Here is a 26,199-nt window from a genome sequence, read left to right as displayed (position 1 = left end):
GTCGGGTTCTCCTGGTGGCGATACTGGTGCCGCAGAAGCATCCTGGACTCATGTGACATGAATCACATTAGGGCGATAACCCTTTGCCGCGTAGGAAAAGTCTTACCCGGATTCGCCGACAACCGGCTCGCCGGCACCGCAACTTGCGCTGTTCGAGGTCAGCAAGGCTGAAGGCCAAGCTCCTTCATCCGACTCGAAATACGGAGCCTCCGATCAATGCGTCGCAATGGTGGGGATGGCTTCGAAGCGCCGGGCGTAACCGCGTTCGTCGGCGACGCGTTCCACTTCCTGGTCGGCCAGGTCGGGCGCGCCATAGACGGCATAAGCGATGCTGCCGTCATCGCGCTGGCCGACCTGGTGCAGGCGGTAGCGGGGGCGGCCGCTGCCGCTGTTTTCGGGGTAGTGCACGGGCGGTTGGTTGCCGTCCAAGTCCATTTCGCTGTTGTCGACTACACCGCCAATGAACAGAGCACGCATCTTAATTCTCCTAAGAGGAAGGAATCCTCAGACGTAGCGGAGCATCGCAAACGCATTGTTGGGGTTGTATGAAGTTGGCGTTGGGATTGCGACAAGTCTGCGTGAAGAAGATCGCCGATACCCGCCGGCGACTCGTCATTTCAACAAAGGCGCGAGGGCTTTCCAGACATGATCGCGAAGCTTCGGCTGCGCCGTGGCGATGGGGTGCAGGTTGTCCGCCTGGAACGCGCCACGATCCAGCGCGATGGGTTCCAGCAGGAACGGCAGGTAGGCGGTCTTGTGCAGTTTCGAAAGCTCGCTGAAGTTGCGTTCGAAACCTTGCGTGTAGTCGCGTCCCATATTGGGCGGCATGCGCATGCCGATCAGCAGCACTTTGGCGCCGGCGGCCTGCGATAGCTTGATCATGCGCTCCAGGTTGCTGCGCGTCTGCTGCAAGGGCAGGCCGCGCAGGCCGTCGTTGGCGCCCAGTTCGATCACCACCACCGCTGGGCGGTTGCGTTTCAACTCGCCGGCGATGCGGGATACGCCGCCGGCGCTGGTTTCGCCGCTGATACTGGCATTGACCACGCGCCAGCCCGGCTGGGTCTTGCTGACCCGGTCGGCGGTCAGCGCCACCCAGCCCTGCGAGGCGCTCAGGCCATAAGCGGCCGAGAGCGAGTCGCCCAGCACCAGAACGGTGCGCGCAGCCTTGGCGGCGGGCGTCTGTGCGAACGAAGCCGGAACCAGCGTCGCGAAAACCAGGAACACAAGACCAATGGCACATTGAACCCGACCCCGCCAACCCGCATAACCTGACGACATCCCACGTCTCCGATGCATAACCAGGACCATCATGGCCGATTCCACCGAACTGCGCGCTGAAGTCGCGCGGCCCGCACTTGCACGACAAGAGCCAGAGCCGACCCCCGCCCTGCAAGTCCACGCGTTGGGCAAGCGTGTGCCGCTGCCGTCGGGAGAGCTGACTATCTTGCAGGGAGTCGGCTTCAAGATCGGCCATGGCGATACGGTGGCCATCGTCGGCGCCTCAGGCTCCGGCAAGAGCACGTTGCTGTCCTTGCTCGCCGGCCTGGACAGCCCCAGCGACGGCAGCGTGACGCTGGATGGCGAAGCGCTTTCCGCGCTGGACGAAGACGGCCGCGCGCGGGTGCGCGGCGAGAAGGTCGGTTTCGTCTTCCAGAGTTTCCAGCTGCTGCCTTCGCTCACTGCACTGGAGAACGTGATGCTGCCGCTGGAATTGCGTGGCGATGCCGACGCGGAAACGCCGGCGCGGCAGATTCTGCAGAAAGTCGGATTGGGCGAACGCCTGGGCCACTATCCGCGCCAGCTGTCCGGTGGCGAGCAGCAGCGCGTGGCGCTGGCGCGCGCCTTCGTCACCCGGCCCTCGCTGTTGTTCGCCGACGAACCCACCGGCAATCTGGATACGCATACCGGACAGGCCATCATCGAACTGCTGTTCGCCCTGAACGCCGAAGCGGGCACCACGCTGGTGTTGGTCACCCACGACGAACACCTGGCCAGCCGCTGCGGCCGCATCCTGCGGCTGGACAGCGGCGAGCTGGTCGGCGAGAGCCGCACGGCATGAAAACGTTGAGGCTGGCATGGCGGCAGTTGCTGCGCGACGTGGCCGCAGGCGATATCCGCATCCTGTTCGCCGCCCTGGTATTGGCCGTGGTCGCGGTGACCGCGGTCGGCTTCGTCACCGATCGCGCCGAGCGTGCGCTGGCGATCGAAGCCAACCGCCTGCTGGGCGGCGATGTCGTCGTCCGTGGCGATGCGCCCATCACCGGCGTGGTGCGCGACGCGGCCAACGCCAGCGGATTGCGGCGCACCGAAACGCTCAGTCTGGACAGCATGATCCGCGCCGGCGAACAGCTGCGCCTGGGCGATTTGCGCGCATTGGGCGAAGGATTCCCGTTGCGCGGCAGCTTCCGCATCGTCGACGCTGCCGGAGGCGCCGAACACGACGCGAAAGGCATTCCTGCACGAGGCACCCTGTGGATGAGCCAGTCCGGCGCCGAGACGCTGGAAGCGAAGATCGGCGACGAGATCGGTATCGGCGATTCGCGACTGCGCCTGGCGGCGCTGGTGGTGCAGGAACCCGATGCTTCGATGGATTATTTCAACGTCGCGCCCAAGGTTTTCCTGAACCTTGCCGATGTGCCGGCCACCGGCCTGGTGCAGGAAGGCAGTCGCCTCGGCTATCGGCTGGTGGTGGCGGGCGACGCTGCGGCGGTGGAACGCTTCACTTCCCTTGCACGCCCCGCGCTCGCGCGCGGCCAGCGCCTGGAAACGATCCAGGACGCGCGGCCTGAAATCCGTTCCTCGCTGGATCGGGCCGGGCGTTTCCTCGGGCTCGCCGCGCTGGTTTCGGTCGTGCTGGCCGCCGTGGCCGTGGCGATGGCGGCGCGCCGCCACAGCGAACGGCATCTTTCCGGCACTGCGGTGATGCGTTGCCTCGGCGCCAGCCAGCGCACCCTGGTCGGCATCCACGTAGGCGAACTGGTTTTGCTCGGTCTGATTGCCTGCACCGTGGGCGTCGTCATCGCCTTCGGATTGCAGTGGGCGATCGGCAGCTGGCTGCAGGCGGAAATGAAGATCTCGATTCCCCCCGCGGGCTGGTTGCCTGCGCTGCAGGGATACGGTGTCGGCATGATCGTATTGCTGGCCTTCGGCGCTCCGCCGGTACTGGCGCTGCGTCGCGTGCCTGCGTTGCGCGTGTTGCGTCGCGACTTGGATCCCACCGAGCCCAGCGCATGGCTGGTCGCCTTGACCGGCTTCGTCGGCCTGGGCGCTTTGTTGTGGTGGAAGGCGGGTTCGGCGACCTTAGGCACGGCCATGCTGCTCGGCATCCTGGCCACGCTGGCGGTGCTCGCCCTGCTGGCCTGGCTGATGATCCTGTTGGTGCGCCGCTTGCGGTCGCGCCTGCGCGGCAGTTTGCGTTATGGGCTGGCCAACGTGAGCCGTCGCGCCGGCACCAGCGTGGCGCAAGTGTCCGCGCTGGGCCTGGGATTGATGGCGTTGCTGCTGCTGACCTTCGTGCGCACCGACCTGCTGGATCGCTGGCAACTGTCGCTGGCCGCCGATGCGCCCAACCGCTTCATCATCAACGTGCAGCAAGACCAGCAGGCGGACGTGAATGCGTTCATGGCCGAGCAGAAGATCGCGCCGCCCACGCTGTATCCCATGATCCGTGGGCGCCTGGTCTCGCTCAACGGCAAGCCCACCAGCGGCGCCGACTACGCCGACGACGAAGAAGCCAAGCGCCGGGCCGAACGCGAGTTCAACCTGTCCACGGCGGCCACGCTCCGCGACGACAACAAGGTCACCGCGGGCAGGTTCTGGGCCGGGCGCACGCCAGCGACGCCCGAGCTCTCGGTGGAAGAGCGCTTCGCCGAACAACTGGGCTGGAAAGTCGGCGACCGCGTCGCCTTCGATATCGCCGGCCAAGCCTTCGAAGGAAAGATCACCAGCCTGCGCAGCGTGGACTGGGAAAGCTTCCGCCCCAACTTCTTCGTGATCGCCTCGCCGGGATCGATGCAGGGCTATCCCGCCAGCTACATCACCGCGGTGAGCGTGCCGCCCACCCAGAAACGTTTCACCGCGCAGCTGGTCGAGCGTTTCCCCAATCTGTCGGTGATCGATGTGGACGCGGTCCTCAAGCAGGTGCGCAGCACCGCCGACCAGGTGTCGACTGTGGTGCAGGTGGTGTTCTGGTTCTCGCTGGCCGCGGGCGTGCTGGTATTGCTCGCGGCGGTCAGCGCCAGTCAGGACGAGCGTCTGCTGGAAGGCGGCGTGATGCGCGTGCTCGGCGGCAGCCGTCGGCAATTGCGTCTGGCGCAGGCCTCGGAGTTCGCCGCCATCGGCCTGTTGTCGGGGCTGGTCGCGGCCATTGCGGCATCGGTGCTGTCCGGCGTGGTCGCCACCCAGGTGTTCGATCTGCCGTGGAAGGCGAACTGGTCGCTCGCCGCCATTGGCGGGGGGCTGGGCATGCTGGCCGCGCTCGTCGCAGGGCTGTTCGCCACGCGCCGCGTGCTTGATGCGCCGCCTTCGGTGACGTTGCGGGAGCTGCAGGGCTGAGCCGGCGGTCCGGATTCGCGCGCTATTGAGCGTTTGGCCCTCGTTTCACCGTGCGATTACCAATGCGTGGACACACTCGCTGGAAACCGCACGGAGCCGAGCGATGGATTCGAACTCGCACAACGCGCCGCAGGTCGGCGGCGGCATGGAGCGCAGGGCGCAGATCCTGCGTTTCCTGTGGCGCTACCGCAATTCGGGCGTGTTCTCGGGACTTTCGCTGGAACCGTCCTTCGAGCATCGGTCCGAGTCGGAAGGAAGTCCGGAGGAATTCAGCCGCGATCTGGAGGCGCTGGGCCCGACCTTCGTGAAGCTGGGGCAGATGCTTTCCACGCGCCCGGACATCGTGCCGCCGGCCTACGCCACTGCGCTGGAGCGCATGCAGGAGAACGTCGGCCCGATCCCTTTCGAGCATGTACGCGAGGTGGTGGAGGGCGAACTAGGGGTGCGCCTCAGCAAAGCCTTCGAACAGTTCGATCGCGAGCCGATCGGCTGCGCCTCTCTGGCACAGGTCCATCGCGCCACGCTACGCGACGGCACGCCGGTGGCGGTCAAGGTGCAGAAGCCGGGCGTGGGACTGCAGCTGGCTTCCGATCTCTCGCTGTTGCGGGGCGTGGCCAACGCCGCCGATCGCATCACCAAGCTCGGCCGGCATGTGCATTTCGCCGACTGGCTGGGAGAATTCAACCGCACCCTGATGGCCGAACTCGACTACGTGGCCGAAGCGCAGAATCTGGAACGCTTCGGCGAACACCTGGCGCCGTATCCGGAGCTGTGCGTGCCGTACCCGGTCTGGGACCTCACCAGCCGTCGCGTATTGACCATGCAGCTGTTGGAAGGCGCGCGCGTGGATCACGTGCCCGGCGTGCGCCGCACCGAACAACCGATGCAGCCTTTGGCCGACGCGCTGATGCGCGGCTATCTGGACCAGATGTTCGTGCACGGCGAGATCCATGCCGACCCGCACCCCGGCAATCTGCGCGTGACCGGCGACGGCCGTTTGGCGATCTTCGACCTGGGCATGGTCGCCAACGTGCCGCCGCGCCAGCGCGAACGCATGCTCAAACTGTTGTTCGCAGCGGTCGACGGACGCGGCGAACAGGTCGCGCAGGAAGCCATCGCACTGGGCACGCCGTTGGACGACTACGACGACGAGCGCTTCACCCGTGAAGTCGGGCAACTGGTCGCCCGGTACGCCGCGCACAGCGCCTCGATGTCGGAAGGGCGGGTGGTGCTGGAGCTGGTGCGGCTGGCGACCGCCCACGGTCTGCGCACGCCGCCGGAAGTGAGCCTGTTGGGCAAGACCCTGCTGAACCTGGACGCGGTGTGCCAGCTGCTGGTGCCGGGATTCGACGCGAAACAGGCGGTGGAAAACCACCTGCAGCACGTCATGCGCGCGCGCCTGCGGCGGTCGCTGTCCTCGCCCAGCCTGGCCAGCGAACTGATGGAACTGCAATCGCTGATGCGCGATGGTCCGCGCAAAGTCACCGACATCCTAGGCCTGGTCGCGGACAACCGCCTGCAGCTGCGCGTGACCGGGCTGGAGGAATCGCATCTGATGGAGAGCCTGCAGAAGATCGCCAACCGCATCGCCGCCGGCGTGGTCACCGCCGCCCTGATCCTGGCTTCGGCGCTGATGATGCGCATCCCCACCAGCAGCACGCTGTGGGGTTATCCGACCATGGCGCTGTTGCTGTTCCTGCTTGGCGTGGGCCTGGGCGCGAGCATCGTGGCCAGCGCGCTGTTCGGCGACCGTAAGGTGAAGGCGAAGTAGCGGGATGCGCGGTAGAGGCGCCGTAGGACCGACGTAGGAGCGACGTAAGTCGCGAAACCTAGTGCATGGACGGATGGGTTCGCGACTTCCGTCGCTCCTACGGCAGCAATAAGAAAGCGCCGCCCTGTGAAGGGCGGCGCCGTTTGTTGCGAGCTTGATCAGCCCTTAATACAAATCACCTGGCGCAGGGTATGCACCACTTCCACTAGGTCGTTCTGCGCAGCCATGACTGCGTCGATCGACTTGTAGGCGGCCGGAGATTCGTCGACCACGGCCGCGTCCTTGCGGCATTCCACGTGCGCGGTGGCCTCGCGGTGTTGTGCGAGGGTGATCTCGGCGCGTGCGCGGGTACGGCTCATCACCCGGCCGGCGCCGTGGCTGCAGCTGTGGAAGCTGTCCGCGTTGCCCTTGCCGCGCACGATGTAGCTGCGCGTGCCCATGCTGCCCGGAATGATGCCCAACTCGCCTTCGCGTGCGCTGACCGCGCCCTTGCGGGTGATCAGCAGTTCCTCGCCGCCGTGCGTTTCCTTCTGCACGTAGTTGTGATGGCAATTCACCGCGGTCTTCTCCAGTTGGAACTTCGGCAGGCGATGGCGCATCTCCGCCAGCACCCGCGCCATCATCGCCTCGCGGTTGTGGCGTGCGTAGTCCTGCGCCCACGACACCGCCTCCACGTAGTCGTCGAACAACGGCTCGCCTTCCATGAAGAAGGCCAGGTCCTTGTCCGGGACGTGGAAGCCCAGCACGCGATGCGCCAGTTGCTCACGCGCCAGCTCGATGAAGTAGCTGCCGATCAGATTGCCGGTGCCGCGCGAGCCGCTGTGCAGCATCACCCACACCGCGTTGGTTTCATCGAGACAGATCTCGATGAAGTGGTTGCCGCCGCCCAGCGTGCCGATCTGGCGCTCCAGCTTGTCGGTGCGGATCTTGCGGTGCTTCTGCTTGATCGCTTCCAGGCCGGCATGCAATCCCGATTGCGCGATACGCGTTTCGTGGCTGTCGGGCAAGCGACGGTGCTCGCCGCCCGGACCGTTGCCGACCGGCACACCGCGTTCAATGGACGAACGCAGTTGCGCCAGATTGTCCGGCAGATCGTTGGCGCGCAGGGTGGTGCGCACGGCGGCCATGCCGCAGCCGATGTCCACGCCGACCGCAGCCGGAATGATCGCGCCGCGGGTCGGAATGACCGAGCCCACCGTCGCGCCTTTGCCCAGATGCACGTCGGGCATCACCGCCACCCACGGCCCGACGAACGGGATGCTGGCGATATTGCGCAATTGCGCATGGGCCTGCTCTTCCAACGGCACGCCGCGCACCCAGCCCTTGATCGGCGTCGCGCTGCCTTCGGCATGCAGTAGTTCGTAAGTACTCATAAAACTTCTCCTGGTTCCATGGAAAGTCCGCGCATCCGCTTCCCTGCGGATACGCGGGATGTTACTTCAACGTCACCAACTGCTTCAGCACGCCGTCCAGGCCGCCGAACACGGTGAGCTTGTCGATCTTCTCGGTGACCTTCTCCAAGGCCTCCAGCTCCTTCAGGCGCATCAGCACCGGGCTCTCCTCGATCAGCTTGGCGGTGTTGAGCAGGGAACGCGTGGCGTTCGCCTCCTCACGACGACGGATGACGTTGGCCTGGGCCGCCTTCTCCGCCTGCACCACGCTGTTGAGGATCTCCTTCATCTCGCCCGGCAGGATCACGTCCTTGACGCCCACGCCCAGCACCTCGACGCCGAACGCGCCGACCTGGCCGCGCACGTAACCGAAGATGTCGGCGTCCAGCGAGGCCTTGTCGCCCAGCAATTCGTCCAGCGTCTTGGCCGAAACCGCCTTACGCAGGCCGTACTGCAGTTCGCGATACAAGTGGTCGCCGAACTTGGCCACCTTGGTGCGCGCGGCGACCGGATCGGTCACGCGCATGCTGGCGGCCAGGTTCACACGCAGGCTGACCTTGTCCTTGGTCAACAGTTCCTGGCCGGAAACTTCGACCGACTGCACGCGCAACTCGATCACCTCGGCGCTCACGTTCTTCTGGAAATTCCAGAAGGCGTACGCGCCCGGCGCCAGCGTGCGCGCCAGCTTGCCGTCGACGAACACCAGGCACGCCGATTCCGCCGGCACTTCCGCGATCACCGCGACCTTGGACAGCACGCCGAGCTGGCGCAAACGGCGAGTGACGGTGGCGTCGACCTCGAGGTTGTCGGCCAGCGACACGCGCTGCACTTCGACCTTCACCAGTCCGCGCCAGTACAGCTTGCGCGAACCCGGCGCCAACACGTCTTCCAGCTTGCCGTTCTTCGACACCAGGCCGACTTCATCGGCGCCGATGTCGGCCAGCACGAAGGTCTCGTCCAGCTTGTCGCCCAGGCGCGCGATCAACGCGTCGGCATCGCGGCCGGCGTATTCCGGATTGGCGATGCCGTGCACTGCGACTTCGATGCGCTTCAGCGGATCGAACATGCGGTACACGCCTGCCGCGAGCACGCGCTCGAACTGACGATTTTGGTACACCAGGCCGCGCTCGCCGTCACCGATCACGACCCTCTTGGTCCAGAACATGGCACTACTCCTTGGTATGGCTCTGGTGGTCCGATCCGTTTCTTACTTCAATACGCATGCCGGATCGGTTGGCGCGCGCGTTGTGGTTATCCCTTCTCCCACCGGGAGAAGGTGGCGCGAAGCGCCGGATGAGGGCGGGAGAATTCCGACCTTCGAAAACTGCCCGTGGGTCGGTGAGTTCACGCCCTCATCCGCCCTGCGGGCACCTTCTCCCGAGGGGAGAAGGGAAAGAAAAGTGGAAACCCCCTTGACGTCGACGAAGCGGAACCGCGGCGCTGTCCGCGGAGAGCCGGAAGCCTCCTGTCGGCATGGCGATGTCCTGCCGCGTCGACGATCCGCTTCCGTCCATCCGCCTCGAGGGCGGCGATCCGGCTTCGCCACCGCTGCCTTGTTCCGTTGTCCGCATTCCTTCGCGGATATCCGGAACGCCGCACGGGGCATTTCCTGTTGTGGAACTTTCGTTCCTGGTCATGACGTAACTGGTCATGTTTGGAGCGGGAATCGAACCCGCAACAGTCGGTTTATCAGACCGATGCTCTAACCATTTGAGCTATCCAGTGGTGGACGAACCGGATTCGAACCGGTGGCCAACGGCTTGCGCCGCTGCTCTGCCTCTGAGCTTCCGTCCTCGCGAAACACCTTCTCCCACGCTTCGGCATACGCCACGGCAAGGCCGCGCGCACCGGACGACGTCGCAAGCCGTACCGCTGTAGCGTGTTCGATCGATGTTCCGTATTGCCGGCTGTCGCCAACCGGCAATCCTTGCAGGCGCATTGCGCCTTGTGCGTTGCAAACCCAGCCTCGCGCCGCCCGCGTCGAAGCATCACCACGCGGCGCACATGCGCCGGTCGCAGCCGCGCCCCTGCCTCGGGCGCGCAGCATCGCTGCGCCCGGATGCTTCAGGGCGAATATCGCTTGTTGAAAGCCGATTTTCCGTTGGCTGGTTTTGCCGAACTCTTGCGCTGCATGCGCTTCCTTTGCGAACGCTGGAAACAAAACGCCCCCGGGACTTGCGACCCGAGGGCGTTCGCGTTGCCTCGGGAGATCGGGGTGGCCGATCTCCCAGGGAGTCCGACCGTGACTAGGTGTGCGTGTACCGGTTGCGTTCGCCGGGTAGACGATCGCTGTCCTTCATGCATCCGCGCGCGTCCGCGCCGCGGCCGGTGGGCCACAGTGCAAAGAGGATCGCGTTGACGAAGTTCGGTTTCATGGGAAATTCTTGTGTCGCAATGCGCCGCAAGGGCGAAGGCCGCGCACGATACGCGCGTTGTTTTCGATCCGCAACTATTTTTTAACATCAGAATCGCGAACCCGACGAACGGTTGCGATGCAGTGGCGAACGATCCGCATCGTTGCCGAATCGGCGCGACAGGTAGAATCGTCGCTGATTCTTTTCGGTGACACCTCTTGTCCGCCCCCATTTCCGATCCCGCGCTCGATTCTCTGTTCCTGCCGTTCTCCAGTCGCTCGCTGACGTGGGCGGACGGTCCGATGCTGTTCCTGCGCGCGCGCGAAGGTTGGGCGATGCGGCAGTTTCCGCTCGCACAACTGGTGTGCGAACAGAGCTACAAGCCGTTCGCCGATGAGTTGGAGCGCGGCGGATTGCAGGTGATCGCCGATGCGTCGGAATCGACCGCCCGCTACCCACTGGTGCTGGTGCTGCCGCCGCGCCAGCGCGAAGAGGCGCGCGCGCTGTTCGCACGGGCGGTCTCGCTGTGCGCGCCAGGCGGCGTAATCGTGGCCAGCATCACCAACAACGAGGGCGCCAAATCCGGCGAGGCCGACCTCAAGCAGCTCACCGGCCTGGGCGGAAGCCTGACCAAGAACCATTGCCGCGTGTTCTGGAGCAAACCGATCGATGGTTCCCAAGATCAGGTGGCGATCGCGAAATGGACCGGGCTGGATGCGCCGCGTCCGATCCTGGAGGGTCGCTTCAGCAGCCGTCCGGGCGTATTCGCCTGGGACCGCATCGACCCGGCGTCGGCTTTGCTGGTCGAGCATCTTCCCGCCGATCTGGCGGGCAAGGGCGCCGACTTGGGCGCGGGTTACGGATATCTCTCGGCGGAGATCCTGTCGCGTTGCGTCAAGGTCTCGGCGCTGGATCTCTACGAAGCCGAGGCGCGCGCGCTCGCGCTCGCGAAACAGAATCTCGCGCGGTTCGAGCAGCAGGCGACGCTCGGTTATCGCTGGCACGATGTCACCACCGGCGTGCCGGAGCAGTACGACTTCATCGTCAGTAATCCGCCTTTCCATACCCAAAGCCGTGCGGACCGTCCCGATGTCGGCCGCCGTTTCATTGCGGTGGCCGCAGAATCCCTCAAGCCCGGCGGCCGGTTGTTCCTCGTCGCCAACCGGCACCTGCCGTACGAGGCGGTGCTGAACGCCAGCTTCGGCCAGGTGCGGGTGGTGGGCGAGCGCGACGGCTTCAAGGTGATCGAAGCCATCAAGGCCATGCCGTCGTCAAGGTCGAACAAGTCTCCGCGATGAAACTGGTCAAGCATCTCGCCAACCTGGGCTATGGCAGTCGCAAGCAGGTCGCCCTGATGTTCCGCGAAGGGCGCATCACCGATGCGCAGGGCGAAGTGATGTATGCCGACGATCCCGTGGACCATGACAATCTCCGCGTCGACGGCGAGCCGCTGGATCCGCCGCAGGGCCTGCTGATCATGCTGCACAAGCCGGTGGGCTATACCTGCTCCACCAAGGATCCGGGCCGCATCGTCTACGATCTGTTGCCGCCACGTTATCGGCTTCGTTCGCCGCTGCTGTCCTCGGTGGGACGATTGGACCGGGACACCAGCGGTCTGCTGTTGTTCACCGACGACGGCGCGCTGCTGCACAGGATCGTGTCGCCGAAATCGAAACTCTCCAAAGTCTACGAGGCGACCCTCGCCAACGATTTGCGTGGTGATGAAGCGCAGGCCTTCGCCAGCGGCACGCTGATGCTGGAATCCGAGCAGACGCCATTGCTGCCCGCGGACCTGGAGATTGTCGACTCACGCCATGTCAGGTTGACGCTGCACGAAGGTCGCTACCATCAGGTGCGGCGCATGTTCGCCGCGGTCGGCAATCATGTCGAGGCGTTGCATCGCAGCCGAATCGGCGGGCTCGGGCTGGAGAATCTGCCTTCCGGCGAATGGCGCCTATTGGATGAGGCGGCGAGAACGGAGCTGTTCAACGCATGAGCGCACGCGCGGTGATTTTCGATATGGACGGCCTGCTGATCGACAGCGAGCGCGTCATCCTGGAATGCTGGCGGGTCACCGCTGCGGAGCAGTCGTTGGCGGTGGACGACACGCTGTGGCTGTCGATGGTGGGTCTGCACGATGCGGGCAGCGCCGAACTGCTGAGCGGGCTGCTCGGCGCCGAGCGGGCCGAGCGGCTGACGCTCGAGTGCAAGCGCAGATACGACTTGTTGGTCGAAGAGGGATTGCCCCTGAAGGCGGGCGCCCGCGAACTGCTGCAGGATCTTTTCGATCTAGGCGTGCCGCTGGCCGTCGCTACCTCGACCCGCGGCGAGCGGGCGCGACTCAAGCTGGCGCGCAGCGGCATCGATGGATATTTCAACCATGTGGTCACCAGCAGCGATGTGGCGCAAGCGAAACCCGCGCCTGATCTCTATTTGCTGGCTGCCGAACGACTGGGCATCCCGCCGCGCGAATGCATAGCGATCGAGGATTCGGAATTCGGCGTGCGCGCGGCTTCCGCAGCCGGAATGCGGGTGATCCAGGTGCCCGATCTGCTGCCCGCATCCGAGACAACCCTGACACTGGCCAAGGTCGTTCCCGATCTGGATCGGGCCCGAGCCTGGTTTCAGAAGTGGCTGAATCTGGAATCGCTGGACCCGAGCATAAGCCTGTCGCCCTGAGCCGGGTGCTGCGATCAGGCGAGCTCGAGCAAGGGCTGCAGGCAAGAACGCAAACGACGGATCAACTGCTGCAGATCCGGGTCCAGCGCCCAAATCCTGTTGTCGATCTCGGCCAGAGCCAATTCCAGCAGCCAATCGTTCCGCTGGGACTTCCCTAGCGCCGCAACCAACGATTCGCGATAGGTGATGTCCGGCCGCAGCGCGGCGAACCAGCCCGCGAACACCACGCCGCGCCAGTCGAAATGGTTGCAAAGATCGTCGATGAACGTCGCATCCAGGTTGGCCATGCATTTCAGCAGAACGTAGTGCGGGTCCAGCGGCTCGTACTTGACCTGTGGATACCGCAACAGCATGGATTCCAGTTCTTCCGCATCGCGGACCAGGCGTTCGACATGACGCTTGGCGTTTCCCTGCTTGGCCAGCGTTACGTACGGAATATGGTCCAGTAGGCGCTGGGTTTCCTCTTCGCCAAGCCTTGTCATCGAAATGCGGGTGCCCATGAGGGTTGCGGCCTGATCTGAGGGAGTCATGGCGCGAACAGCTTGCGCCAGCCTTCCACGCCCAACCGATCCAGCGTTTCCACATTGCGGTCCACGATCTGGTCCGCGTCCGGGAAAGCCTCCACCGCGCGGCTGACGCTGTCTTCTCGCAGCAGGTGCAGCGTGGGATAGGGCGAGCGGTTGGTGTAGTTGCCGATGTCGTCGAAAGCGGTGCCGGCGAACTGGTAGGCCGGATGGAAGCTGGCCACCTGCAGCACGCCTTCCAGATCCAGCGCCTCGACCGCGGCGTCGGCGTTGTCCAGGAAATCGTTGTAGTCCAGGAAATCCTGCAGCACATCGGGGTGCACGATCAGAGTGGTGTCGATCTCGTCGGCAGGCGTGTCGCGCAACAGCAGCAGTTCTTCGGCCAGTTGCTCCAGCAAGGCCTCGGGCGTGCTCGCATCGCTCAGCACGAAGCGTACCTGCTGTTTGACGTAAACGGCTTTGGCGAACGGGCACAGGTTCAGGCCGATCACCGCGCGCTCCAGCCAGTGCTTGGTCTCAGCGATGGGATCTGAGTTGGAGGTCATTGAGATCGGCGTCGATAGCCCTCCCCTTCAAGGGGAGGGTTGGGTGGGGAGGGTGTTGCACCGGGGTTGGGAGAGTTTTCATCGTCGGAGGAGAAAACCATCCCCATCCCGGCCTTCTCCTTGAAGGGGAAGGAGAGAAATTCAGTCACGGAAATTGTCGAACTGCAGCGGCAATTCGAAATCGCCCTTCTTCAGCAGCGCCATCGCGTCCTGCAGATCGTCGCGCTTCTTGCCGTTGACGCGCAGCTTGTCGCCGTTGATCTGGGTGTCCACTTTCAGCTTGGCTTCCTTGATCGCCGCGGCGATCTTCTTGGCCAGCTTCTGCTCGATGCCCTGCTTGACGGTGATCTTCTGGCGCGCGCCGGCCAGGTTGGTTTCCACCTCGCCTTCCTCCAGGCAGCGCGCGTCGATGCCGCGTGCGATCAGGCGCGCGCGCAGGATGTCGGACATCTGCTTGAGCTGGAAGTCGCTGGGTGCGGACTGGCTGATGACGTTGTCGTCCAGGCTGAACCTGGCGTCCACGCCCTTGAAATCGAAGCGCGTGGTGAGCTCGCGGTTGGCCTGGTCGACCGCATTGGTGAGTTCGTGGGTGTTGACTTCGGAAACGACGTCGAAGGAAGGCATGGGCGTGCGTTGTGCGGTGGGGAGGCGGCTAGGTTAACGCAGGCGGTCCCGTTTTCCTTTCCTTTGAGGCGAAAGAGCCGCAGTAAATTGGCGATAATGCCGAATGACTACCCGCGCCTCGCACCTGTCCGCCATCGCTTTCATGCTTTCCGCCGTAGCGCTGTTCGCGTTGATGGACGCGGGCCTGAAGCTGCTGGCGCCGCACTATCCGCCGCTGCAGGTGGCGGCCTTGCGCGGCCTGTCGTCGCTGCCGTTGGTGCTGGTGTGGGTGTTGTGGACGGCCAAGCCGAACACCCTCTGGCGCGTGCACTGGCCCTTGCACCTGCTGCGTGGAGCCCTGGGTATCGGGATGATGTTCGGATTCGTGTATGGCCTGCGCAGCATGCCGCTGTCCACCGCGTATGCCATTACTTTCGTCGCGCCGATGCTGGTCACCGCCATGGCCGGCCCTTTCCTGGGCGAACGGGTGGGTCCGCGGCGCTGGACCGCCATCGTGGTCGGTCTGGTCGGCGTGCTGGTGATCCTGCGGCCGACGGGGCAAGGAATGGCGACGCTGGGCGGGTTGGCCATCCTCGTCGCCGCGATCTGCTATGCGGCCAGCGCGATCACCGTGCGCCTGCTTGCGCAGCGCGACAGCATCCAGGCGATGGTGTTGTGGTTCATCGTGCTGCTGTCGCTGGGCGCCGGAGCGATGGCTGCCCCGAACTGGCTGCCGCTGCGTTCGGCCGACTTGTGGGTGATCGCGGGCGTGGGCGTTGCCGGGTCGTTGGCCCAAGTGGCCCTGACCGAGGCATTTCAACGCGGGGAGGCTTCGCTGATCGCGCCCCTGGAATACAGCGCGCTGGTCTGGGGCGTATGCCTGGATCTGGCGCTGTGGCATGTGCTGCCCGATGGGGTGACCTGGCTGGGTGCGGGCATCATCGTCATCAGCGGCCTGTACCTGCTGCGCCGCGAAAAAGTGCATGCGGAAACCGAGCATCCCTGATGCCTTTGCTGATCGTTCCGCTGGTCATCCTGGTCCTGCTGGTTCTGTGGCTGCTGTTGCTGCCGCTGTCGTTATGGCAGCGCTATCGCTTGGGCAAGGCGCGACGCAAGGCGTGGCCATGGCTGGTGAGACTGAATTCGTGGCTGCTGTTGCTTTCCGTCGGTCTGTTCGTGACCAGCATGGCGATCACCAACGTGTGGTGGCCCGGTGCGTTGGCTTATGCATTGGCGGGAATGGGGGCCGGGTTGCTCACCGGAATCATCGGACTGTGGCTCAGCCGCTTCGAACAGACCCCGCAAGGCATGTACTACACGCCCAATCCCTGGCTGGTGTTGACCCTGACTCTGCTGGTGGCCGCCCGCATCGCGATGGGCTTCGTAGAAATGTGGCGTTACTGGCAGGGCCGCGAAGCGCTGTCGATCATCCCGGTGCTCGATCACGCCAGCCTGTTCGCCGTGGCCGGTCTGTTGCTTGGCTATTACCTCAGCTATACCTGGGGCTTGCGGCGGCGGTTGCCGCCACGCGTGGCCTAGAAGTCCTCGACGATCTCGATCGCGCTTTCGGTGCGTTCGGCCAGCACTTCGGCCACGGCATGGATGCGACGCACGGCTTCGTCGTTGGGGGCTTCGATTTCGATGTTGTGCAGCCCCGGCGATTCGTCGTCCGGCAGGCCGGCGGAACTGGAATCGTCGTCGTCCATGTGCGGCATCAGGTCGGCGACTTCTTCCACGTGTTCGATGCCTTCGATGGCTTCCAGTGCATGAATGATCTCGGAAGCCGCGTACTCGTTGCCAGTAACGCGCAGTCGGACGATGGGCATAGGTTAGTCCGGTATAAGGAGAAGGGGACGGGTACCGTAGCCATCGCCGCGCTAAGGCGGAGTGAGAGGGATCCTTCAATCAGGTGACCACTTGCTCCCAACCAACGAGGCCGAATCAGTTGCAAAAGAAACGACGGGCTCCTTGCGGGGCCCGTCGTCCGGTGTTGCCGGGATGCAGCAGCGATTTGCTGCGCCGCTAGCCAGTGGATCAAGCGCGCAGAATCAGAAGCGTGCGCCCAGACCCAGGCCGACGGTCCACGGGTCCATGGTCATTTCGTCGCCGTTCGGCTCGCCTGCCACGTTCACCTTGGCATCGCCCTTCATGTAGCGCACGTCGGTGCGTGCGAACCAGCGGCTGTTGATGTTGAAATCCATGCCGGCGGTGGCGATGGCGCCCTTGGCGGTGTCCAGGCCGACGTGCGGGCCGCCGCCGGAGATGTCCTCGTTGCTGAAGTTGGACTCGTAATAGCCCAGTCCGACGAACGGACGCATCACGCTATCGGCGCTGCGGAAATGGTATTGGCCGCTCAACGCGATCGGCTGCTGCTCGATGGTGCCGATCTTGCCGCCATCGCCGCGCACGCGGTGATTGAACTTGTCGGCAGCGCCCCACAACTCGACGGCGATGTTGTCGTTGATGTACCAGCTGGCGCTCAAGGTAGGCGCAGTGCCGCCATCGATGTCGATGCGCGCACCCGGCAGCGGATCGGAGTCGGGCTGCAGGATCGCGCCGCCGCCTACGATGGCGATGCGCTTGCCCGAAGCGGTATCGGTGGAAGTGGTGTCGGTGCTGGTGGTTCCTGCATCCTGCGCAAATGCGGAAGGCGCGAACGCCAGAGCGGATAGCAGGGCCATGCTCAGGGGGCGAAGTGAAGACATATGATTCTCTCCATGTGTTTTTTGTTTGCCCGGGGAGTGGGCGCGCACACCCTAGCCACCGACGCATGAATGCGAACCGGCACGCGCATTTTTGTTAACGCCCGTTTTCATCTTTGCTTCAGTCTGGCGTTTTTCGCGTGCATCGCATAACAATGGGTTCAGTTTTCCGCTTGCAGCGCTCGCTTAAGCAACTCCACATGAGGGACGAAAGAACATGGTCGGCAGCGCCGCCACAACCGTCGAAGCGTATCTGGCCGAACTTCCGCCCGAGCGTCGCGAAGTGATCGCAACGGTGCGCGCTTTGGTCAATGCCAACCTGCCCGATGGTTATGTGGAGGGCATGAACTGGGGAATGGTCAGCTGGGAGATTCCGCTGTCGCGTTACCCGGTCACCTATAACAAGCAGCCTTTGATATACGCCGCGCTGGCGGCGCAGAAGAATCACTACGCCTTGTACTTGATGTGCGCGTATGCCGATTCGCAGAACGAGCGCGACCTGCGCGCCGCCTATGCCGCGGCCGGCCTGAAACTGGACCTGGGAAAGAGCTGCCTGCGCTTCCGCCGGCTCGACGCGTTGCTGCAATCCGCGGTGGCCGCGGCGATCGCTTCGACCCCGCCGGAAGTGCACATAGCGCGCTACGAAGCCAGCCGCGTGCGAGACTGAGCCCATGCGCCCCCCCAAGACCGGCCCTGCCGACGGCAGAAAAAGCGACAGCCTGACCATGGCCGATCTGGCCAAGGTGGCCGGCGTTTCCGCCATCACCGTGTCGCGCGCGTTGCGCGACAGCCCGCTGGTCAATCCCGAAACCCGGGCGCGGATCGCCGAGATCGCCCGCCAGTACGGCTATGCGTTCAATGTCAGCGCGCGCAATCTGCGCCTGCGCCGCAGCATGACCGTGGCGGTGGTGGTGGAAATGAAGCCTACCTTGGAGCGGCAGATGTCCGGTCCGTATCCGCTGGACCTGTTGGGCGGCATCACCCAGGAACTGACTTCCTCCGGTTACAGCGTATTGCTCACTTCCCTGCAGGGCGGTGCGCTGTCGCACGTGCAGGCGGCCGATGGCGTGATCCTGCTGGGGCAGGGCGCGCATGAGGATGCGATGCACGAGGTGCAGGGCTGGGGCCGTCCGATGGTGGTCTGGGGCGCAGTCAGCCGGCACGAGTCGCACGTGGTGGTCGGCAGCGACAATCGCCGCGGCGGCGCGCTGGCCGCGGAAAGATTCCTGGCCCTGGGCCGCAGTCGCCCCGTGTTCCTGGGCGATCCGGCGCACGCCGAATTCGCCGAACGACTGGAAGGCTTCGCCGGTACCCTTTCGAAATACGGCATCACCCCGTTCACGCCCATGGTTTCCAGTTTCACCGTCACCGCGGGCGCCGAAGCAGTGCATGCGCTGCTGGCACAGCATCCGCAGATCGACGCCTTGTTCGCCGCCAGCGATCTGCTGGCCATCGGCGCCATCCGCGCGCTGATCGAGCATGGGCGGCGGGTGCCCGACGACGTTTCGGTGATCGGCTACGACGACACACCCCTGGGCGCCACCTATGTGCCGCCGTTGAGTTCGGTGCACCAGAACTTCATCGATGCCGGCGTGTTGCTGGCCCGCAAGATCCGGACCCTGATCGAAGGCCAGCCCGCCACGTCCGAAACCCTGCCTACCCATCTGGTGCTGCGCGCCACCTGAGCGCTGGAGTCTGCTGCATCGCAGCGAACGCGCTAGATACCCATTCGATGGATTTGCTGGCGCGGCGGGCACGATCGTGGCGCCAAGTCCCTGTTTCGTTTAGGGAAAACCCCCGTCGGCTACGGTAATTCGTATTACCAAATGTCCCGAGCCAAGCGCAACAAGGGCCGCAGCAGCCATTTGTTATCGATAACTTGACATCGATAACAACGCTTCCTAGCTTGCCTCCCCGTCGGCATCGCCGCCGGCGGCAGACAAGCAAGCATCGGGATAGGGACGCGCGTGGCGGAAGCAATCCAGGACAACGGTCGGACCCAGGGCGCGCAAGCGGCTATCGATCCTTGGCGCCTGCAACAAACCAGCTTCGAGCCTTCGCAGCGGGCGCGCGACGAAAGCCTGTTCGCGCTGGCCAACGGATCGCTGGGCGTGCGTGGCGGCTTCGAGGAAGACGACAGCCCCAGCGACGGCAGTTTCCTGGCCGCGGTGTTCGAAAAGAATCCCATCCACTATCACGAGCGCCTGTCCGGCTTCGCGCGTAGCACCGACACGCGCGTGCCGGTGGCCGAAGGCAAGGGCATCGGCGTATGGCTGGGCGACCGGCGCGTACGGCTGGATCAGGCCGAATGGCTGCAGTTCGAGCGTTCGCTCGATCTGCGTCGTGGCGCGCTCGACCGACGCCTGCGAATCAGAACCGCCGAAGGCCAGCGTATCGAGATCCGCGCCGAACGCGTGGTGCCGCTCACCCAGCCGGCGCTACTGGCCATCCGCTTCAGCGTTACCTCGCTGGATTACCAAGGCCCGCTGACGCTCGTTTCCTTTATCGAAGGCGGACGCCAGGCGGTAGAACAGGGCGACGATCCGCGCATCGGCGTATCCGGCGGCCAAGGCATGCAGATCTTCGGCCTGCATGCGGACAGCCACGGCGCGCAGCTGTCGCAGCGCGCCTCGGGCAGCGGCATCGAAGTGGCCTGCGGACAGGCGCACCGTTTTCCGACCGGCGATCCGACCGAGGATCTGTCTTTCGTCGAAGCGCAAGCGCAAGGCACGCGCGTCGAACAGCATTTCCGCGCCATGCTGCAGCCGGGCCGTACGGTCACGCTGGAGAAGTTCGTCGCCTACGTCGTCGACGGCGACGCAGCCACGCGCGAGGACCGCTTGCGGGCGACCTTGTCGGAAGCGACCGCTGCGGGCTTCGACGGACTGGCCGCCGATCAGGCCGACGCGCTGGAAACGTTCTGGCGCCATGCGGAGTTGTCCATCGACGGCGACGCGGCATCCGAACAGGCATTGCGCTTCAACTTGTTCCACCTGCTGCAATCGGCAGGACGCAACGGCGTCGATGGCACCGCCGCGAAGGGGCTGACCGGCGAAGGCTACGAAGGCCATTGCTTCTGGGACACCGAAGCCTTCGTGCTGCCGGCCATGGCTTTCACCGCGCCGGAAGTGGCGCGCGCCATGCTGATGTACCGCTACCGCACGCTTGAAGCTGCGCGCGGGCATGCGCGCGAAATGAATCACCAGACCGGCGCGCTATATCCCTGGCGCACCATCGATGGCGGCGAGGGTTCCGCGCACTACCCCAGCGGTTCGGCGGCGTACCACATCAATGCCGCTATCGCTTACGGCATCGGGTTGTATCTGGAGAGCAGCGACGACCTCGACTTCCTGGACCAGGCCGGCGCGGAAATGCTGTTCGAAACCGCGCGCATCTGGCCGCAGGTCGGGCACTTCAATCCGCGTCGCGACGGCGCCTTCTGCATCCACGAAGTCACCGGTCCCGACGAATACACCACCCTGGTCAATAACAACTACTACACCAACCGCATGGCGCAGCGGCATCTGCGCTGCGCGGTCGCCGCCTGGCGCTGGCTGTCGGGGGAACGCCCGCAGCGGATGCGGGAACTGTCTGCGCGCCTGAAGCTGGATGCGCAGGAAATCGAACTGTGGCAACGCGCAGCCGATGCGATGTACTTGCCTTACGACGCGGCGCTGGGAATCTTCGAACAGGACGACGGCTTCCTGGACAAGCCGCGCTGGCCGCTCCCAGTGCACGCGAGAAACAGGCACGACTCGTCGCAAAGTAGTGAGCACCGCCCGCTGCTGCTCGACTACCATCCGCTCACTCTGTACCGGCACCAGGTCTGCAAGCAAGCCGACGTGGTGATGGCGCTGGTGCTGGCCGGCGACGATATCGAGCTGGCGCGCAAGCGTCGCAGCTTCGATTACTACGAAGCGGTCACCACCCACGATTCCACTTTGTCCGCGCCGGTGTTCGGCATCCTCGCTGGCGAAGTCGGCCACGCGGACAAGGCCTGGCGCTATTTCCACGACAGCCTGCGCGTGGACCTGGACGATCTGCATCGCAACACCGACCACGGCGTGCACATGGCCGCCATGGCCGGCAGCTGGCTGGGACTGGTGCAGGGCTTCGGCGGATTGCGCGTGCGCGAATCGCAACTGCATTTCGCACCTAGCGTGCCGCAGGCGTGGAACGGCTACGGCTTCAACCTGCGTTGGCGCGGGCGCAGCCTGCGCGTGGACGTCTCCCGGGAAGGAGCGACCTATGTCTTGCGCGATGGCGATGCACTGACGATTCATCACGCCGGACGGGCCTTGGAATTGCGAGGCGGACAAGCGCAGACGCTGGCGCTGGCGCAGTTGGGGAAGGAGCAGGTGGAGGAATCGGACGCGGTGTTCCCACGGCCATGCCAGGCGTTGATCTTCGATCTGGACGGCGTGCTCACCGACACCGCGCACAGCCACTACCTGGCGTGGAAACGGCTGGCCGATGAGATCGACGTGCCCTTCGATCTGCGTACCAATGAACGCTTGAAAGGCGTGGATCGCGCCGCTTCGCTGGACATCATCCTGGAAAGCGCCGCGGCTCCGTTCACGGCCGAAGCCAAACGCGCATTGGCCGAACGCAAGAACGGCTACTACGTGGCGGAAATAGAGAGTTTCGGCCCGCAGGACCTGTTCCCGGGGGTGCGCGAACTGCTGGAAGCGGCGCGCGCGGCCGGGCTCAAGCTCGGACTCGCTTCGGCCAGCCGCAACGCGCCCGCGTTGCTGCGCAAACTCGGTATCGAGGACCGCTTCGATTACATCGCCGATGCCGGGCGGATCGCACGCGCAAAACCCGACCCGGAAATATTCCTGACCGTCGCCCGCGAACTTGGCGTCGCGCCGGAACGGTGCATCGGCGTGGAGGACGCCGCCGCCGGCATCGTCGCCATCCACGCCGCGGGCATGCCCGCTATCGGCATCGGCGATTCACGCGTGCTCGACCAGGCCGATGCGGTACTGCCGGATATCGCCGCGTTGCGGCTGGAGGATTTCGTTTCAACCTGACCGTACGCGGCCGCAGAGCCGCGACGGATTCGTAACCAACCTGTCTAAACAAGAGTGGAGGGAACACCCATGCAACAGACGACACTGATCCGTTACGCATTGTCCGTAGCCATCGCCGCGGCCTTGGCGCCGGCCCTGGCCTACGCCCAGGAGACCGCTCCCACAGAGCCGACCCCAGCTGCTCCAGCAGAGCCGGCCAACAGCGGGCAGGACGCCACTACGCTCGACACCATCGTCGTCACCGGTAGCGCGGCCGGCGGTGTGAAGAAAATCGAGGCCAGTTACAACATCGTCACCGCCAACGCCGAGCAGATAAAGCAGGCCAACCCCAAGAGCACGGCCGATCTGCTCAAGATCTCTCCTGGCATGTGGCCCGAATCGACCGGTGGCCAGACCGGCGCCAACATCGAGATCGCCGGCTTCCCGGGCGGTGGCGACGCGCCTTATTTCTCCACCTTGCTGATGGGTTCTCCGGTCTACGGCATGCCCACGCTGTCGTTCTTCGAAACCACGACGCTGATGCGCCTTGACGACACCATCGAATCGGTCGAAATCCTGCAGGGCGGTCCGTCGGTGGTGTTCGCCGATGGCCAGATGGGCGCGACCGCCAACTTCTTCCTGAAAACCGGCACCGAGGAGCCGACCGGCAGCGTCGGCCTGACCTATGGCGACGAAGGCCTTTATCGTTTGGACGCATTCACCGGCTTCAAGATCGCCGAGGGCTGGTACGGCAGCGTCGGCGGTTTCTGGCGCACTTCCGATGGCGTGCGTTCGCCGGAGTTCAAGGCCGACGAGGGCGGTCAGCTGACCGCGACCCTGGCCCACGATTTCGACAAGGGTTCGATGGTCTTGTACGCGCGCTACCTCAACGACAAGAACCAGTTCATCACTCCGATTCCGTTGATCCAGACCGGCGAAGACAGCTTCAGCGAATATCCGGGCTTCGATCCGCTCACCGATACCTATTACAGCCGCGCGATCCAGCATGTGCATCTGCCCACCTATCCGGGTGGCGGCACGGACGCGGACCTCGCCGACGGCCGCGGCGCCGACATGATCTTCGTCGGCGGCAACTTCGACTTCAGTTTCGACAACGGCTGGTCGATCAGCGACAAGTTCCTGTTCAACGACGGCGACGTGGATACCAATGCCTTGTTCTCCGGCAACAATCCGGCCACGTTGCAGGACATGCTCTACACCGCAGGTACGCCGAGCGGCTTCAGCCTGCCCGCCGGTTCGGCCACGGCCACTTATGTCGGCGGTGGTGCGGTGCCGTTGGACCAGAGCGTGATCCAACAGGGCTGGTGGCATATCCACAAGCACCTGAGGAGCTTCAATAACGACTTCCGGCTGAGCAAGGAGCTGTTCGAGGGCAACACACTCACCATCGGCTTCTACGTCAACCACTACACCATGGACGACAAGTGGTCGCTGGGCAATCAGATGCTGATGAGCAACACGCCCAACGCCACGCCGATCACAGTCAGCTACGTCGACGGTGGACAGACTTACCAGCGCACCGATAGCCAGGGCTTCGCCGACTTCGGCGGCTTCCACATCGCCCAGCACGGCAGCGCCACCAACATGGCGCTGTATCTGTCCGATTCCTGGCGGGTCGGCAAATGGCTGTTGGATTTGTCCGGTCGCCTGGAGAATCAGGACGCGACCAACAACGTTTGCAATCGCAGCGCGGTTAATCCGGGCGCGGGCGGCCTTGATGGCGACCCGAACACCCTTTACGACAACAATGTCGAAATGTGCAACGGCACCTATGCGCGGACCGACTACAAGAAGAGCCATCCGGCCTTCACCGCGGGCGCCAATTATTCGTTCAACGACCATATGTCGATGTACGGCCGCGTCAACACCGGCGGCCACTTCCTCGACTTCGATAACGGCATTCGCGGCAGCACTACCGGCAACACCCCGCCGATCCAGAAGATCCGTAACTACGAAATCGGCTTCAAGTACCAGTCGGATCTGCTGTATGCGGATATCAGCGCATACCGGCGCGTTTTCAGCGGCCTGCAGTATCAGCCGACCGATGGCGCGGGTACGCCAGTGGGTACGCCACTGATTTACGGTTCCGATTCTGTGGGCGTCAACTTCATCGGCGCGCTGACTCCGATCGAGAATCTGCGTCTGCAGTTGGTCGCCAACTATCTCGATGGCGAGTACACCGACTTCAATGCCTGCTTCCCATACACCGATATCAACGACCAGCCCGCCTGCGCGCCGATCGAAGGCCAGCAACTGCAACGCCAGCCCAAGGTGCGCTTCATGTTCACGCCTAGCTACAAGTTCGTGTTCGACTGGGGCGACATCATGCCGTACGTGACCTATACCCACGTCGGCGACCACACCCAGGACCAGTCCGGTCTGCAGCAGCTGGGTTCGTACCACACCGTGGACTTCGGTGTGACCTCCAACGTCGGCGAGAACTGGCAGTTCAACCTGCGCGGCACCAATATGACCAACGAACTGGGTCTGACCGAGAGCAACTCGCGCATCTTCGGTTCGGCCGCCAGCGCGGGTGGCGTGCTGTTGGCGCGTCCGCTGGAAGGTCGCGAAGTCAACTTCCAGGCCAAGTACAGCTGGTAAGCGAGTAAAGAGCTAAGGAAGTGCGAGGGCCTTCTCCCCGTTCGCGGGGAGAAGGCGCCGGTAGACTGCCGAGGGTGTCCGAAGCAGGGTATTCCCTCGCCTATCGCCGCTCACCCGGCGCTTCACGCCATCTTCTCCCGCTAGCGCGCAGAGAAGCATTCTTTCCTTTCTAGTCTCCGGCGCCCGCATGAACCGAACCCGCATGATCCTGGCGATGATCCTGACTTACGTGATCTTCGCCATGCTGCTCAACAGCGTCGGTACCCTGATTCTGATGAGCCAGAACGCGCTGGGGGCCAGCATAGAGGCCACCAGTTTCCTCGACGGGTTCAAAGACCTGACCATCGCAGTCGTGGCCTTCGTGGCGACTTCGCTGTTGCCACGGATCGGCTACCGGAAAAGCATGATGCTGGGCCTGACGCTGGTCGCCGCCGCTTGCGTGGCGATGCCGCTGGCCAACGCGTTCTGGATGGTCAAGATCATGCTGGTCGCCGTCGGCGCCGGCTTCGCGCTGGCGAAGATGTCGGTGTATTCCACTATCGGCCTGCTCACCGAAGGCAACAAAGCCCACGCCAGTCTGATGAATTTCATCGAAGGCTGTTTCATGCTGGGCGTGCTGGCCTGGCCCTGGGTGCTGGCCGCATTCGTGGGACAGCAGGACAGCTCGACCGACCCGATCTGGTTGGATGTGTACTGGTGGCTGGCGCTGGCCTGCGCGGTGACCATCGCATTGCTCATGTTTTCGCATATCGACGAAGGCGCAGCGCACACCGGTGCGGCGCAGTCGTTCGCGGATCTGTTCCGGCTACTGGCGTTGCCGTTGGTGATCGTGTTCCTGGTTTCGGCCTTTCTCTACGTGCTGATAGAGCAGGGCATCAATACCTGGCTGCCGACGTTCAACAACAAGGTGCTGCATCTGTCCACGGTGACCAGCGTGCAGTTGGCCAGTCTGTTCGCCGCGTCCACCGCGATCGGACGTCTCGGCGCGGGGCTGGTATTGCGCTTCCTGCCTTGGCATTGGTTGCTGATCATTTGCCTGTTGGCGATGGCGACCCTGGTATTGCTGGTGCTGCCGATGGCTGCGCAAGTGCAGCCGCCTGCGCAGGAGGGCTGGTGGCATGCGCCGGCGGTCGCGTTCATCTTCCCGTTGTTGGGCTTGTTCATGGCGCCGATCTATCCGGCCATTAATTCGGTGGTGCTGAGCGCGCTGCCCAAGGCTCGGCATGCGGCGATGACCGGCTTGATCGTGGTGTTCTCCGCCTTGGGCGGCACCACCGGATCCTTCATCACCGGCCAGGTGTTCGCGCGCCTGGGTGGGCAGACCGCGTTTTACCTGTCGCTGATCCCGATGGCGCTTCTGCTCATCGCGGTATTTCTGCTGAAGCGGCAATCGACCCTGCATGCCGCGTCCGCGCCGCAAGCGGCTTGAACCGAGAACTTTG

23 protein-coding genes and 2 tRNA genes are annotated in these 26,199 nt (G+C 64.3%); 13 read left to right on the top strand and 12 right to left on the bottom strand.

What is annotated here, in order from left to right; all coding sequences use genetic code 11:
* Positions 1 to 213: 213 nt before the first annotated feature.
* Together J2W94_RS08625 and J2W94_RS08620 are read right to left on the bottom strand one after the other, a co-directional pair.
* Positions 214 to 477, bottom strand: coding sequence for a hypothetical protein (locus tag J2W94_RS08625; protein ID WP_310092216.1), 264 nt, complete (start codon positions 475 to 477; stop codon positions 214 to 216).
* A gap of 135 nt (positions 478 to 612) precedes the next feature.
* Positions 613 to 1,278, bottom strand: a complete 666-nt coding sequence (locus J2W94_RS08620) for an arylesterase (RefSeq protein ID WP_310092214.1) — start codon at positions 1,276 to 1,278, stop codon at positions 613 to 615.
* A gap of 31 nt (positions 1,279 to 1,309) precedes the next feature.
* Between J2W94_RS08620 and J2W94_RS08615 the strand changes: the two genes are divergently transcribed.
* The 3 genes from J2W94_RS08615 to J2W94_RS08605 all read left to right on the top strand — a co-directional run bounded on the left by J2W94_RS08615 (position 1,310) and on the right by J2W94_RS08605 (position 6,325).
* A complete protein-coding gene (locus tag J2W94_RS08615) occupies positions 1,310 to 2,059 on the top strand; it encodes an ABC transporter ATP-binding protein (protein WP_310092212.1) in 750 nt (249 codons plus the stop codon).
* A complete protein-coding gene (locus J2W94_RS08610) occupies positions 2,056 to 4,554 on the top strand; it encodes an ABC transporter permease (protein WP_310092210.1) in 2,499 nt (832 codons plus the stop codon). Before J2W94_RS08615 ends, J2W94_RS08610 begins: the two co-directional genes overlap by 4 nt.
* Before the next feature lie 103 nt (positions 4,555 to 4,657).
* A complete protein-coding gene (locus tag J2W94_RS08605; protein ID WP_310092208.1) occupies positions 4,658 to 6,325 on the top strand; it encodes an ABC1 kinase family protein in 1,668 nt (555 codons plus the stop codon).
* Positions 6,326 to 6,483: 158 nt separating this feature from the next.
* Here J2W94_RS08605 and J2W94_RS08600 read toward each other — a convergent pair whose 3' ends face one another.
* The 5 genes from J2W94_RS08600 to J2W94_RS08580 all read right to left on the bottom strand — a co-directional run bounded on the left by J2W94_RS08600 (position 6,484) and on the right by J2W94_RS08580 (position 10,091).
* The gene (locus tag J2W94_RS08600; RefSeq protein WP_310092205.1) at positions 6,484 to 7,698 is read right to left on the bottom strand and encodes an RtcB family protein; all 1,215 of its coding nucleotides are present in this window, start codon (positions 7,696 to 7,698) and stop codon (positions 6,484 to 6,486) included.
* A gap of 61 nt (positions 7,699 to 7,759) precedes the next feature.
* Positions 7,760 to 8,881 carry a slipin family protein gene (locus tag J2W94_RS08595; protein WP_310092203.1) on the bottom strand — a complete coding sequence of 374 codons (1,122 nt, stop codon included), beginning with the start codon at positions 8,879 to 8,881 and terminating at the stop codon, positions 7,760 to 7,762.
* 489 nt (positions 8,882 to 9,370) lie between these two features.
* A tRNA-Ile gene (locus J2W94_RS08590) sits at positions 9,371 to 9,438 on the bottom strand.
* Between the two features lies 1 nt (position 9,439).
* A tRNA-OTHER gene (locus tag J2W94_RS08585) sits at positions 9,440 to 9,509 on the bottom strand.
* A gap of 453 nt (positions 9,510 to 9,962) precedes the next feature.
* Positions 9,963 to 10,091, bottom strand: a complete 129-nt coding sequence (locus J2W94_RS08580) for a hypothetical protein (RefSeq protein ID WP_310092200.1) — start codon at positions 10,089 to 10,091, stop codon at positions 9,963 to 9,965.
* Between the two features lie 197 nt (positions 10,092 to 10,288).
* On the opposite strand from J2W94_RS08580, the gene J2W94_RS08575 reads away from it, so the two are divergent.
* From J2W94_RS08575 to J2W94_RS08565, 3 genes are read left to right on the top strand one after another with little or no spacing between them, the layout of a single operon-like run.
* Positions 10,289 to 11,368 (top strand): class I SAM-dependent methyltransferase, encoded by a 1,080-nt coding sequence (locus J2W94_RS08575; protein WP_310092196.1) that lies wholly within the window; start codon positions 10,289 to 10,291, stop codon positions 11,366 to 11,368.
* A complete protein-coding gene (locus J2W94_RS08570) occupies positions 11,365 to 12,066 on the top strand; it encodes a pseudouridine synthase (RefSeq protein ID WP_310092194.1) in 702 nt (233 codons plus the stop codon). Before J2W94_RS08575 ends, J2W94_RS08570 begins: the two co-directional genes overlap by 4 nt.
* Positions 12,063 to 12,749 (top strand): HAD family hydrolase, encoded by a 687-nt coding sequence (locus J2W94_RS08565; RefSeq protein ID WP_310092193.1) that lies wholly within the window; start codon positions 12,063 to 12,065, stop codon positions 12,747 to 12,749. The genes J2W94_RS08570 and J2W94_RS08565 overlap by 4 nt, the downstream gene beginning before the upstream one ends.
* Before the next feature lie 14 nt (positions 12,750 to 12,763).
* Here J2W94_RS08565 and J2W94_RS08560 read toward each other — a convergent pair whose 3' ends face one another.
* The 3 genes from J2W94_RS08560 to J2W94_RS08550 form a co-directional block, all read right to left on the bottom strand.
* The gene (locus J2W94_RS08560; protein ID WP_310092191.1) at positions 12,764 to 13,249 is read right to left on the bottom strand and encodes a hypothetical protein; all 486 of its coding nucleotides are present in this window, start codon (positions 13,247 to 13,249) and stop codon (positions 12,764 to 12,766) included.
* 26 nt (positions 13,250 to 13,275) lie between these two features.
* Complete coding sequence (locus J2W94_RS08555; protein ID WP_310092189.1) at positions 13,276 to 13,818, bottom strand: DUF1415 domain-containing protein; 543 nt, start codon at positions 13,816 to 13,818, stop codon at positions 13,276 to 13,278.
* A gap of 141 nt (positions 13,819 to 13,959) precedes the next feature.
* Positions 13,960 to 14,442, bottom strand: coding sequence for a YajQ family cyclic di-GMP-binding protein (locus J2W94_RS08550; RefSeq protein ID WP_310092187.1), 483 nt, complete (start codon positions 14,440 to 14,442; stop codon positions 13,960 to 13,962).
* A 103-nt stretch (positions 14,443 to 14,545) separates the two neighbouring features.
* Here J2W94_RS08550 and J2W94_RS08545 point away from each other — a divergent pair, with 103 nt between their 5' ends.
* Both J2W94_RS08545 and J2W94_RS08540 read left to right on the top strand, forming a co-directional pair.
* Positions 14,546 to 15,427, top strand: a complete 882-nt coding sequence (locus J2W94_RS08545; RefSeq protein WP_310092185.1) for a DMT family transporter — start codon at positions 14,546 to 14,548, stop codon at positions 15,425 to 15,427.
* Positions 15,427 to 15,960 carry a DUF1453 domain-containing protein gene (locus tag J2W94_RS08540; protein ID WP_310092183.1) on the top strand — a complete coding sequence of 178 codons (534 nt, stop codon included), beginning with the start codon at positions 15,427 to 15,429 and terminating at the stop codon, positions 15,958 to 15,960. Before J2W94_RS08545 ends, J2W94_RS08540 begins: the two co-directional genes overlap by 1 nt.
* Here the strand turns inward: J2W94_RS08540 and J2W94_RS08535 are convergent.
* The gene (locus tag J2W94_RS08535) at positions 15,957 to 16,247 is read right to left on the bottom strand and encodes a hypothetical protein (protein ID WP_310092181.1); all 291 of its coding nucleotides are present in this window, start codon (positions 16,245 to 16,247) and stop codon (positions 15,957 to 15,959) included. The two genes, J2W94_RS08540 and J2W94_RS08535, sit on opposite strands and share 4 nt — an antisense overlap.
* A gap of 222 nt (positions 16,248 to 16,469) precedes the next feature.
* On the bottom strand, positions 16,470 to 17,126 hold the full coding sequence (locus tag J2W94_RS08530) for an OmpW/AlkL family protein (protein WP_310092178.1): 657 nt from the start codon (positions 17,124 to 17,126) through the stop codon (positions 16,470 to 16,472).
* A 214-nt stretch (positions 17,127 to 17,340) separates the two neighbouring features.
* On the opposite strand from J2W94_RS08530, the gene J2W94_RS08525 reads away from it, so the two are divergent.
* The 5 genes from J2W94_RS08525 (at position 17,341) to J2W94_RS08505 (ending at position 26,186) form a co-directional block, all read left to right on the top strand.
* On the top strand, positions 17,341 to 17,790 hold the full coding sequence (locus J2W94_RS08525) for a DUF1801 domain-containing protein (protein WP_310092176.1): 450 nt from the start codon (positions 17,341 to 17,343) through the stop codon (positions 17,788 to 17,790).
* 4 nt (positions 17,791 to 17,794) lie between these two features.
* Positions 17,795 to 18,808 carry a LacI family DNA-binding transcriptional regulator gene (locus J2W94_RS08520; protein WP_310092175.1) on the top strand — a complete coding sequence of 338 codons (1,014 nt, stop codon included), beginning with the start codon at positions 17,795 to 17,797 and terminating at the stop codon, positions 18,806 to 18,808.
* A 282-nt stretch (positions 18,809 to 19,090) separates the two neighbouring features.
* Complete coding sequence (gene pgmB / locus J2W94_RS08515) at positions 19,091 to 22,156, top strand: beta-phosphoglucomutase (RefSeq protein ID WP_310092171.1); 3,066 nt, start codon at positions 19,091 to 19,093, stop codon at positions 22,154 to 22,156.
* 69 nt (positions 22,157 to 22,225) lie between these two features.
* Positions 22,226 to 24,757 (top strand): TonB-dependent receptor, encoded by a 2,532-nt coding sequence (locus tag J2W94_RS08510; protein ID WP_310092169.1) that lies wholly within the window; start codon positions 22,226 to 22,228, stop codon positions 24,755 to 24,757.
* Between the two features lie 187 nt (positions 24,758 to 24,944).
* Positions 24,945 to 26,186 carry an MFS transporter gene (locus J2W94_RS08505; RefSeq protein WP_310092166.1) on the top strand — a complete coding sequence of 414 codons (1,242 nt, stop codon included), beginning with the start codon at positions 24,945 to 24,947 and terminating at the stop codon, positions 26,184 to 26,186.
* Positions 26,187 to 26,199: the final 13 nt, after the last annotated feature.

The organism is Pseudoxanthomonas sacheonensis, assembly GCF_031455975.1.
Classification (GTDB): Bacteria; Pseudomonadota; Gammaproteobacteria; order Xanthomonadales; family Xanthomonadaceae; genus Pseudoxanthomonas_A; species Pseudoxanthomonas_A sacheonensis_A.
The sequence above is the reverse complement of the archived record's forward strand: the minus strand, read 5'-3'. Positions and strand labels throughout refer to the sequence as shown.

Coding starts and splice junctions, on each gene's coding strand:
- J2W94_RS08540 (WP_310092183.1), top strand. CDS start 15,427: ATGCCTTTGCTGATCGTTCCGCTGGTCATCCTGGTCCTGCTGGTTCTG.
- J2W94_RS08605 (WP_310092208.1), top strand. CDS start 4,658: ATGGATTCGAACTCGCACAACGCGCCGCAGGTCGGCGGCGGCATGGAG.
- J2W94_RS08555 (WP_310092189.1), bottom strand. CDS start 13,818: ATGACCTCCAACTCAGATCCCATCGCTGAGACCAAGCACTGGCTGGAG.
- J2W94_RS08545 (WP_310092185.1), top strand. CDS start 14,546: ATGACTACCCGCGCCTCGCACCTGTCCGCCATCGCTTTCATGCTTTCC.
- J2W94_RS08615 (WP_310092212.1), top strand. CDS start 1,310: ATGGCCGATTCCACCGAACTGCGCGCTGAAGTCGCGCGGCCCGCACTT.
- J2W94_RS08550 (WP_310092187.1), bottom strand. CDS start 14,442: ATGCCTTCCTTCGACGTCGTTTCCGAAGTCAACACCCACGAACTCACC.
- J2W94_RS08520 (WP_310092175.1), top strand. CDS start 17,795: ATGCGCCCCCCCAAGACCGGCCCTGCCGACGGCAGAAAAAGCGACAGC.
- J2W94_RS08505 (WP_310092166.1), top strand. CDS start 24,945: ATGAACCGAACCCGCATGATCCTGGCGATGATCCTGACTTACGTGATC.
- J2W94_RS08530 (WP_310092178.1), bottom strand. CDS start 17,126: ATGTCTTCACTTCGCCCCCTGAGCATGGCCCTGCTATCCGCTCTGGCG.
- J2W94_RS08510 (WP_310092169.1), top strand. CDS start 22,226: ATGCAACAGACGACACTGATCCGTTACGCATTGTCCGTAGCCATCGCC.
- J2W94_RS08610 (WP_310092210.1), top strand. CDS start 2,056: ATGAAAACGTTGAGGCTGGCATGGCGGCAGTTGCTGCGCGACGTGGCC.
- J2W94_RS08560 (WP_310092191.1), bottom strand. CDS start 13,249: ATGGGCACCCGCATTTCGATGACAAGGCTTGGCGAAGAGGAAACCCAG.
- J2W94_RS08620 (WP_310092214.1), bottom strand. CDS start 1,278: ATGTCGTCAGGTTATGCGGGTTGGCGGGGTCGGGTTCAATGTGCCATT.
- J2W94_RS08625 (WP_310092216.1), bottom strand. CDS start 477: ATGCGTGCTCTGTTCATTGGCGGTGTAGTCGACAACAGCGAAATGGAC.
- J2W94_RS08535 (WP_310092181.1), bottom strand. CDS start 16,247: ATGCCCATCGTCCGACTGCGCGTTACTGGCAACGAGTACGCGGCTTCC.
- J2W94_RS08565 (WP_310092193.1), top strand. CDS start 12,063: ATGAGCGCACGCGCGGTGATTTTCGATATGGACGGCCTGCTGATCGAC.
- J2W94_RS08525 (WP_310092176.1), top strand. CDS start 17,341: ATGGTCGGCAGCGCCGCCACAACCGTCGAAGCGTATCTGGCCGAACTT.
- J2W94_RS08580 (WP_310092200.1), bottom strand. CDS start 10,091: ATGAAACCGAACTTCGTCAACGCGATCCTCTTTGCACTGTGGCCCACC.
- J2W94_RS08600 (WP_310092205.1), bottom strand. CDS start 7,698: ATGAGTACTTACGAACTACTGCATGCCGAAGGCAGCGCGACGCCGATC.
- J2W94_RS08570 (WP_310092194.1), top strand. CDS start 11,365: ATGAAACTGGTCAAGCATCTCGCCAACCTGGGCTATGGCAGTCGCAAG.
- J2W94_RS08595 (WP_310092203.1), bottom strand. CDS start 8,881: ATGTTCTGGACCAAGAGGGTCGTGATCGGTGACGGCGAGCGCGGCCTG.